The sequence below is a fragment of the Amycolatopsis jejuensis genome (assembly GCF_000717335.1).
Taxonomy (GTDB): Bacteria; Actinomycetota; Actinomycetes; order Mycobacteriales; family Pseudonocardiaceae; genus Amycolatopsis; species Amycolatopsis jejuensis.
Map to the genome: position 1 here is coordinate 1 of NZ_JNYZ01000069.1, position 9147 is coordinate 9147.

At 69.3% G+C, this 9147-nt stretch carries 11 protein-coding genes; 8 read left to right on the forward strand and 3 right to left on the reverse strand.

Annotated elements, in window-relative coordinates; genetic code table 11:
* From OO71_RS45510 to OO71_RS51420, 4 genes are all read left to right on the forward strand, one after another.
* Positions 1 to 196, forward strand: a 196-nt coding sequence (locus tag OO71_RS45510; protein WP_033296358.1) for a histidinol dehydrogenase, incomplete at its 5' end; no start/stop codon positions are given.
* Positions 193 to 1302 carry a histidinol-phosphate transaminase gene (locus OO71_RS45515; RefSeq protein ID WP_245633981.1) on the forward strand — a complete coding sequence of 370 codons (1110 nt, stop codon included), beginning with the start codon at positions 193 to 195 and terminating at the stop codon, positions 1300 to 1302. The genes OO71_RS45510 and OO71_RS45515, both read left to right, overlap by 4 nt.
* A complete protein-coding gene (gene hisB / locus OO71_RS45520; protein WP_033296359.1) occupies positions 1299 to 1898 on the forward strand; it encodes an imidazoleglycerol-phosphate dehydratase HisB in 600 nt (199 codons plus the stop codon). The genes OO71_RS45515 and hisB overlap by 4 nt, the downstream gene beginning before the upstream one ends.
* A 281-nt stretch (positions 1899 to 2179) precedes the next feature.
* On the forward strand, positions 2180 to 2338 hold the full coding sequence (locus tag OO71_RS51420; protein WP_169776632.1) for a hypothetical protein: 159 nt from the start codon (positions 2180 to 2182) through the stop codon (positions 2336 to 2338).
* Here the strand turns inward: OO71_RS51420 and OO71_RS45525 are convergent, their stop codons facing one another.
* Positions 2339 to 4513, reverse strand: coding sequence for an MMPL family transporter (locus OO71_RS45525; protein WP_033296360.1), 2175 nt, complete (start codon positions 4511 to 4513; stop codon positions 2339 to 2341).
* Between the two features lie 175 nt (positions 4514 to 4688).
* Here OO71_RS45525 and OO71_RS45530 point away from each other — a divergent pair, with 175 nt between their 5' ends.
* A complete protein-coding gene (locus OO71_RS45530) occupies positions 4689 to 5264 on the forward strand; it encodes a TetR/AcrR family transcriptional regulator (RefSeq protein WP_033296361.1) in 576 nt (191 codons plus the stop codon).
* Between the two features lie 374 nt (positions 5265 to 5638).
* On the opposite strand, the gene soxR is transcribed toward OO71_RS45530, so the two are convergent.
* On the reverse strand, positions 5639 to 6100 hold the full coding sequence (gene soxR, locus OO71_RS45535; RefSeq protein WP_033296362.1) for a redox-sensitive transcriptional activator SoxR: 462 nt from the start codon (positions 6098 to 6100) through the stop codon (positions 5639 to 5641).
* A 54-nt stretch (positions 6101 to 6154) separates the two neighbouring features.
* On the opposite strand from soxR, the gene OO71_RS45540 reads away from it, so the two are divergent.
* The gene (locus OO71_RS45540; RefSeq protein WP_033296363.1) at positions 6155 to 6847 is read left to right on the forward strand and encodes a thiamine pyrophosphate-dependent enzyme; all 693 of its coding nucleotides are present in this window, start codon (positions 6155 to 6157) and stop codon (positions 6845 to 6847) included.
* Between the two features lie 11 nt (positions 6848 to 6858).
* On the forward strand, positions 6859 to 7746 hold the full coding sequence (locus tag OO71_RS45545) for a transketolase family protein (RefSeq protein WP_033296367.1): 888 nt from the start codon (positions 6859 to 6861) through the stop codon (positions 7744 to 7746).
* 15 nt (positions 7747 to 7761) lie between these two features.
* Here OO71_RS45545 and OO71_RS45550 read toward each other — a convergent pair whose 3' ends face one another.
* Positions 7762 to 7947 (reverse strand): hypothetical protein, encoded by a 186-nt coding sequence (locus OO71_RS45550; protein WP_033296364.1) that lies wholly within the window; start codon positions 7945 to 7947, stop codon positions 7762 to 7764.
* A gap of 130 nt (positions 7948 to 8077) precedes the next feature.
* Between OO71_RS45550 and hisH the strand changes: the two genes are divergently transcribed.
* Complete coding sequence (gene hisH, locus OO71_RS45555; protein ID WP_033296365.1) at positions 8078 to 8698, forward strand: imidazole glycerol phosphate synthase subunit HisH; 621 nt, start codon at positions 8078 to 8080, stop codon at positions 8696 to 8698.
* Positions 8699 to 9147 lie beyond the last annotated feature (449 nt).

Below are 9147 nucleotides of genomic sequence, written 5' to 3' on the forward strand. Positions count from 1 at the left end.
GCTGCCCACGGGTGGGTTTGCGCGGCACTCGTCGGGGTTGTCGGTGCAGAGTTTCCTGAAGGGGATCCACGTCGTGGACTACAGCGAGGACGCCCTGCGGGAGGTCGCATCCCGGGTGGTCGCGCTTGCCGACGCGGAAGACCTGCCCGCGCACGGCGAAGCCGTCACCGCCCGCTTCGAAGGAGACGGCCGGTGAGCGAAGCGATCCCGGGTGGCGAGATCACCCTCGACGAACTGCCGCTGCGCGAAGACCTCCGGGGCAAGACGCCGTACGGTGCCCCGCAGCTCGACGTGCCCATCCGGCTCAACACCAACGAAAACCCGTACCCGCCGCCGCCCGAGCTGGTCGCCGACGTGGCCGAGGCCGTGCGAGCGGAAGCCGAGTCGCTGCACCGGTATCCGGACCGGGACGCGGTCGCGCTGCGCACCGACCTGGCCGACTACCTGACCGTGTCCACGCGGGTGGTGCTGTCGGAGGCGAACGTGTGGGCGGCGAACGGGTCGAACGAGATCCTGCAGCAGATCCTGCAGGCGTTCGGCGGACCCGGCCGCAGCGCGCTGGGCTTCGAACCGTCGTACTCGATGCACCCGATCATCGCGTCCGGCACGCGGACCGACTGGCTGCCGGTGCCGCGCCGTCCCGACTTCACGCTCGACACCGCGAAGGCCGCCGAAGCGGTCGCCGAGCGCAAGCCGGACCTAGTGTTCATCACGAGCCCGAACAACCCCACCGGCGGGTCGATCCCGCTGGACCAGCTGCGTGGCGTCCTCGACGCGGCACCGGGAATCGTGGTGGTGGACGAGGCGTACGCGGAGTTTTCCTCGCAGGCCAGCGCCATCGAGCTGCTCGCGGAGTACCCGGCGAAGCTGATCGTGTCGCGCACGATGAGCAAGGCGTTCGCGTTCGCCGGTGGACGGCTGGGGTACCTCGCCGCCGCACCGGCCATTGTGGACGCACTGCAGCTCGTCCGGCTGCCGTACCACCTGTCCAAGGTGACCCAGGCCGCCGCCCGCGCCGCGCTCCGGCACGCCGATGCCACCCTCGGGTCGGTGCACAAGCTCGCCGCCGAACGCGACCGCGTGGTGGAAGCCTTGCTGGGACTGGGTTTCACGCCGGTACCGAGCGACGCCAACTTCGTCCTCTTCGGACAGTTCGGCGACGCGGCGGCGAGCTGGCAGTCCTATTTGGACCACGGGGTCCTGATCCGCGACGTGGGCATCGAAGGACACCTGCGCGTCACGATCGGTACCCCGGAAGAGAACGACGCTTTCCTCGAAGCGAGTAAGGAAGTCCCCCGATGAGCCGCATCGGCAAGGTGGAACGCACCACCAAGGAGTCGTCCATCCTGGTCCAGCTGGACCTCGACGGGACGGGACAGGTCGAGATCGCGACGGGGGTGCCGTTCTACGACCACATGCTCACCGCGTTCGGCGTGCACGGGTCGCTGGACCTGAAGGTCGAGGCCACCGGCGACATCCACATCGACGCGCACCACACCGTCGAGGACACCGCCATCGTGCTCGGCCAGGCGCTGCGCCAGGCGCTGGGCGACAAGAGCGGCATCCGCCGGTTCGGCGACGCGTGGATCCCGATGGACGAAACCCTTGCGCACGCGGCGATCGACGTGTCCGGCCGCCCGTACTGCGTGCACCTCGGCGAGCCGGAGCAGTTCAACACCTTCACGATCGGCGGCAACTACCCGTTCGTGCTCACGCGCCACGTCTTCGATTCGCTGTCGTTCCACGCGCAGATCGCGCTGCACGTCCGCGTGCTGCACGGCCGCGACCCGCACCACATCGCGGAGGCCGAGTACAAGGCCGTCGCGCGGGCTCTGCGGGCGGCCACGGAACCGGACCCGCGCGCGGGCGGTATCCCGTCCACGAAGGGCGTGCTCTAGCCGATCGCCCCAATGTGGCGTTGGGTGCATGGGATCGCCCCAATGTGGCGTTGGGTGCGTGGGATGCAGCGAATGTGGCGTTGGGTGCGTGTGATGCAGCGAATGTGGCGTTGGGTGCGTGTGATGCAGCGAATGTGGCGTTGGGTGCGTGTGATGCAGCGAATGTGGCATTGGGTGCGTGTGATGCAGCGAATGCGGCGTTGGGTGCGTGTGATGCAGCGAATGTGGCATTGGGGCGGTGCCCGGCGGGGCCCGGCAGCCGGTGTGGCAAGCTGGGCCCCGTGAGCAAAGAGGTGATCGCCGTCCTGCTGCTGGCCCTTGGCGGCTTCCTGGCCGGCGGCGTCTACTCGACCTGGAAGACCGCCAAGGTCCTCGCCGTGGTGCTCGGCGTCGCGGCGCTGCTGGCCATCGGCGGGGCGATCGCCTGGCTGGTCAGCTGATCACACGCGGGCCAGCTCGCGTTCGTCGTCGTCCGGGGCACCGAGTTCGCGCACCAGGCGCTCGCCTTCCACATCGACGTTCGGCAGGATCCGGTCCAGCCACTTCGGCAGCCACCACGCACCGCGCCCGAGCAGCGACATCACCGCGGGCACGATGGTCATCCGGATCACGAACGCGTCCACCAGCACGCCGAACGCGAGCGCGAACCCGATCGACTGGATCAGCGTCGACTCGGCCAGCACGAACCCGGCGAACACCGAGATCATGATCAGCGCGGCCGCCACGACCACCCGCGAGCCGTGCCGGAACCCGGTCACCATCGCCTGTTGCGGCGGCGCGCCGTGTACGTGCTCCTCGCGCATCCGGGTGACCAGGAACACCTGGTAGTCCATCGCGAGTCCGAAAAGGACACCGATCAGCAGGATCGGCAGCATGCTCATGATCGGGCCGGTCGACTCGACGCCCAGCAGGTCGGTGAGCCAGCCCCACTGGAACACCGCCACCACCGCGCCGAACGTCGCAACCACCGAGCCGAGGAACCCGAGCGTCGCCTTCAGCGGTACCAGGACCGAGCGGAACACCAGCATCAGCAACAGGAAAGCGAGCCCGACGATCAGCGCGAGGTACGGCAGCATGGCGTCGGAAAGCTTCTGTGACACGTCGATGTTGGCCGCGGTCTGACCGGTCACCGCGAGACTGCCGCCGGTCGCGTTGTGCAGCGGACCGGATTGCGCGCGGATTGCCGCGACGAGGTCTTCGGTCTGCGTGCTGCTCGGGCCGCTCTTCGGGATCACGGTGAGCACCGCGGTGTCCCCGGCCGGATTGACGCGCGGCGGCGTCACGGCAGCGACGTCGGGCAGCTTGCTGATCCCCGCGGCCGCCTGCTGCAGCGCACCCGGGTTGTGGTTCGTGTCGACGACCACCAGCAGCGGTCCGTTCGCGCCCTCGCCGAAGCCCTTACTGACCAGCTCGTACGCCTTGTGCTGGGTGGATTCCGGCGCTGCGGTGCTGTCGTTGGGCAGGCCGAGCTGCATGCTCAGCGCCGGGATCGCGGCCACGGCCAGCCCGGCGAGTGCCGTGATGAGCACCGGAACCCGGTGCCGGGCAACGAATCGCGCCCAGCGTTCGCCGTGCGACGGGCCATTCGTGTTTCGCCGCAACCGAATCCGGCTTCGGCCCACGCGGGCCCCGGCGAATCCGAGCACCGCGGGTAGCAGGGTGAGCGCGATGAGCACGGCGATGGCGACCGTCGCCGCCGCGCCAATGCCCATCTGGCCCAGGAACGGAATGCCGACGACGGTGAGCCCGGCGAGCGCGATGATCACGGTGAGCCCGGCGAACACCACCGCGGAACCTGCGGTGCCGACCGCTCTTCCGGCGGCTTCCTCCGGATCTCGGCCTTCGGCGAGTTCGTGCCGGTAACGGGAGACGATGAAGAGCGCGTAGTCGATCCCCACCGCGAGGCCGATCATGAGCGCGAGCACGGGGGTGTTCGAGTTCAGTTCGAGCGAGCCGGACGCGAGGAGAATGCCCGCCATCCCGATGCCGACCCCGATCAGCGCGGTGAGCAACGGGATACCGGCGGCCAGCAGCGAACCGAACGTGATGATGAGAACGACCGCGGCGACCGCGACCCCGAGCCCTTCGGTGGCGCCGGTTTCGGGAATGCCCTGCACCGCGTCGCCGCCGAACTCGACCTGGTAGCCCTGCTTTTTCGCCTGCTCGCCGCTCGTGAGCAGGGCCTGCCGGTCGGTGTCGGCGAGCTCGAACCCCTTGACCTGGTAGCTCACCTGCACGAGCGCGACCCGGCCGTCGGGGGAGACCGACTGCGCCTGGAACGGGTCGACGACCGCGGCCACCTTCGGCGCGGTCTTCAGCTTCGCCACCACGGATTCGACCGCGGCCTGCCCCACCGGGTCGGTGACTTTCCGGCCCTCGGGCGCGGCGATCGCGACCCGCGCGGTACCCCCTGCGGCGGCCTGCGGGAAGCGCTCGGCCAGCCGGTCGATGGCCTGCTGCGATTCGGTGCCCGGGATGGTCACCGAGTCCGACAGCGTGCCGGACAGTGTGAGCGCGCCGGCGCCCAAAGCCATCAGCACGGCCGCCCAGATCGCGGTGACCAAGGCCCGGCGGCGGAACGACAGCCTGCCGAGCCGGTACAGGAAAGAAGCCATGGAATTCGTCTCCGTTTCGGCTCTGCGACTCACTCGAACCGGTGACGTCGAAGCTAGCCGTTCGGCAAGTAGATTCCAAGCCGATCGGCTAGGATGTGACTAGCCGCACGGCAAGTTTCCGGCCTGCCGATCGGCAGGTAGGATCAGGGCGCACTCCGCCTGACGAGGAGGTCCGATGACGACCGCTCAACCGGTCGCCGGAACCAGGGGCCGCCTGCTCGAGACCGCCCTCCGGCTGTTCGCCGAGCACGGGGTGGAAGGCACGTCGCTGCAGATGATCGCCGACGAGCTGGGCGTCACCAAGGCAGCGGTGTATTACCACTTCAAAACGAAGGCGGAGATCACCGAAGCCGTTGCCGCGCCCGGTATCCGGGAACTCGACGAGCTGGTGCTAGCGGCGGCGAAGCACCCCCGGCGCGGCGCGCGCGTGGACCACCTGCTGGACGGTTTCGTGGACCTCGTGGTGCGGCACCGGGTGCTGGTCGCGCTGTTCTCGAGCGACCCGGGCATCGACGCCGCGCTCGCGAAGTCGGCCCACGGGGTGGAGGGGTTCAAGAACGCGCTGATCTCGATCGTCGCGGGCCCGGACCCGGACGTACCCGCCCGCGCGACCGCCATCGTGACGTTCCTCGGCATCGCCATGGCAGGCGGCGCCCCTGACCTGGTCGAGGTCGACGACGAAACCCTGCGCCGGGCATTGCTCGACGTGGGCCGCCGGTTGCTGGGCCGCCCTCGTCGGCGGATTTGCTGAGCCCTGCTGTCCGGCGGGTATACGGCGGTTGGGTCGGCGGTTGGGAGCTCCGAGCTGGGGCGCCGAGTTGCGCCGAGTTGCGACGACGGCCGGATGCCACCGAGTTCGCGTTGAGGTTGGCCGTGTCGATAAATGACTTCGTCGAGTCGGGCGGCCGAACTCCGCCGACAGCGGATGGCGATCGCGTCGGCGGGTGAACTTCCCCCGGTCGGCGGGAAACGGGTCGCGCAATCACGGGCGCACGACTGCGCCTTGCACACCGTCGCGGGTCGGCGGAGTCAGCAGCCGGGGTGCTTCGCGGGGTGGGTGGCGCCGGGTCGGGGGGTGCTTCGCGGGGTGGGCGGCGCCGAGTCCGGAGCGCTCCGGTGGGCGCGTCAGATTCCGCCTTCCATTACCGGGCGTAGTTTGCTTGCTCCGGGGCCGAAGCGGGCGAGTTCGTCGTCGGCGTTGTACAGCCCGCAGCTGCGCAGTGACAGGCAGCCGCAGCCGACGCAGCCGGTCAGGCGGTCCCGGAGGCGTTGCAGGGCGTCGATGCGGGCGTCCAGTTCCGTTTGCCACTCGCGGGACAGTCGGGCCCAATCGGCTTTCGTGGGGGCGTGGTCGGCCGGCAGCGTGGCCAACGCCTCGCTGATGTCCTCCAGCGAGAGTCCCACTCGCTGGGCCGCTCGGATGAACGCGATCCGCCGCAGGATCGAACGTGCGTAGCGGCGCTGGTTGCCCGCCGAGCGTTCCGAGCTGATCAGGCCTCGCTCCTCGTAGAACCGCAGTGCGGTGTGCGGTACCCCGCTGCGTTCCGCCACCTGCCCGATGCTCAGCTTGTCCGCCAACCTCGTCATTGGTCCAGGTTAGCGCTTGACCTTGAGCTTGGTCGAGGTTGCATCGTCGAAGGCATGACCACCACGACGAAGGTGCCGGGCTACGCGGACCTGCCCCGGCTGATCTCGCTGATGACCGGCGACGACAAGCACCACGCGGCCGCAGAGTCCACAGTGGACGTACTGTGGGTGCTCTTCGACCGGGTCCTGCGTACCGGCCCGGCGCGCGACCCCGGGCGTGACCGGTTCCTGCTGTCCAAAGGGCACGGCCCGATGGCGTACTACGCGGTGCTCGCCGCGAAGGGGTACCTCGACGAAAGCGAGCTGGCCGGCTGGAGTTCCGCGCGGTCGCGGCTCGGGCACCATCCGGATCGCGTGCGCGTGCCGGGCGTCGAGATTTCCAGTGGTTCCCTCGGGCACGGCCTGCCGATCGCCCTCGGTACGGCGCTCGGCCTGCGTGCCCGTGGTGCCGACGCGCGAGTGGTGACTCTCGTCGGCGACGCGGAGCTGGACGAGGGGTCCAATCACGAGGCGATCGTCGTCGCGGCGCGGCTCGGGCTCGAGCGGCTGACGACGGTCGTCGTGGACAACCAATCCTCGACCCACGGCTGGCCCGGTGGCATCGCCCGCCGCTTCGACCTGGAGGGCTGGGCGACGCGCACCGTGTCCGGCCGCGACCACGACGCGCTGTACGACGCGTTCACCAGTCCGCATCCGGGGCGGCCGCTGGCCGTGATCGCTGTGGTGGAACCGAAAGGCGGGCTGTGATGCCGACCACGATGCCGACCATGCGCGACACGTTTCTGGCCACCGCAGAGGAAATCGTCGACGCGGACCCGGACGTCGCGCTCGTGCTCGCCGACATCTCCGCCGCGACGCTCGCCGGTGCCGCACGCCGCCATCCGGACCGGGTGCTCAACGTCGGAATCCGCGAGCAGCTGCTCGTGAGCACCGGCGCCGGGCTCGCGCTGGCCGGGATGCGGCCGATCGTGCACACGTTCAACGCGTTCCTCGTGGAGCGGGCCTTCGAGCAGGTCAAACTCGACCTCAGCCACCAGGACCTCGGCGCGGTGCTCGTGTCGTACGGCGCGTCATACGACATGCCTGCCGAAGGCCGTACGCACCAGGCGCCCGGGGACGTCGCGTTGATCGACTCGTTACCCGGCTGGTACGTGCACGTCCCCGGGCATCCGGACGAGGCCCGGCGGCTGCTGCTCGATTCGGTACCCGGAGACAGCCGGACGTACCTGCGCCTTTCCGCGCAACAGAACGCGACCGCGCACCTCGGTGTCGGATTCCAGCCACTGCGCCGCGGGACTCGCGGGGTGGTGATCGCGGTCGGCCCGATGCTCGACCGCGTGCTGCGCGCGACCGCGGGAATGGATGTGACGGTGCTCTATGCGTCCACAGTGCGGCCGTTCGATGCTGCGGGTCTGCGTGCTGCAGTGACGGGAGTGGCGGATGTGGCGCTGGTGGAGCCGTATCTGCAGGGGACGTCCGCGCATCAGGTGGCGGACGCGCTGGCGGATCTGCCGCACCGGCTGCTGAACGTCGGCACGCGGCGGGACAAGGAGGTGCGGATTTACGGCACTCTTGCCGACCACGATCTCGCGCACGGCCTCGACGCGGGCTCGATCGCGTTGTCCCTGAAGGAATTCTTCACGTGATGAGGGGCGACCAGGTCACCAGCCGCCGTCGGCCCGCCGGTGGTGGTTCGTGACGGGGGCAGCCGCCCGGCGTGCCGCGTCGACGTCGGCCCGGGTCTTCTGCAGCGGGATGGTCAGCTCACTGAACTGCGGGAACGGCACGCTTTCGATGTCTTCCCGCCAGGCTTGGAGCATTCGGCAGAGCAGGTCGGACTCGGACATTTCGCCCTCTTTCCGGGTCCGGGGGCACCGGCGGTGCCACTCGCGCCACAGGGGGTACCCGATTCCGGCGCGGACGAAACGTGGGTCGGGCCGGATTTCTCGCGGGGACTACGCTCGGGGGGTGTCTCGTGTGGTGATCCTCGATTACGGTTCCGGCAACCTCCGCTCCGCCGAACGCGCCGTCGCGCGCGCGGGCGCCGAGGTGGAGGTCACCGCCGACCCGCATGCCGCGGTGGAGGCCGACGGCCTGGTGGTGCCCGGGGTGGGCGCGTTCTCCGCCTGCATGAGCGGGCTGCTGGGCGTGCACGGGCAGCGGATCATCGGCAAACGGCTGGCCGGGGGACGGCCGGTGCTGGGGATCTGCGTGGGGATGCAGATCCTGTTCGCACGGGGCGTCGAGCACGGTGAGGAGACCGAAGGTACGGGCGAATGGCCGGGAACGGTCGAGCGCTTGCATGCCGAGGTGCTGCCGCACATGGGGTGGAACACGGTCCGGGCGGCGGAGGGGTCGGAGCTTTTTGCCGGGGTCGGCGCGGACGAGCGGTTTTATTTCGTGCATTCGTACGCTGCGCGGCGGTGGGAGCTGGAGTCCGGGCTGGCGGGGCAGCAGCCGAAGGTGACGTGGGCGAACCACGGGGAGGACTTCGTGGCGGCGGTGGAGAACGGGCCGTTGTGGGCTACGCAGTTCCATCCGGAGAAGTCCGGGGATGCCGGGGCGCGGTTGCTGCGCAACTGGGTGGGGCGGTTGTGAGGTTCCTGCTGTGGGGTGGCTGGTAGGGGTGACTGGTGGGGCACCCCGAAGCCGGGATTGTGACTACGTGCGGAGGGTGCTTGTCAAGGCGGGAAAGATGCCTTGACAAGCACCCTCCGCACGTGTTTTGGCTTCGTATCGGGGTGCAGGGCGGGGGCTGGCTGCCCGGGTTTCGTGGGGTTCGCGCGTGCGGCCTGGGTGGTGGGTTTTGAGGGTTCGCGCGTGCGGCCAGGGTGGTGGGTTGAGGGGGTCCCACGTGCGGCTGGGGTGGTGGGATTTGAGGCTGTGAAGGGAACCACGAGGGAATCAGATTCCGTGGTGGTTCCCTTCACGGACTCGGATTCTGTGAGGGTTCCCTTGGGTTTTAACGTCGGGGTTGTGGGTGGTGGCCCTGGTTGATCATGGGTGCAGCCCTTGGTTGATGATCTCTTCTTGTCTAGGGAAGAGGG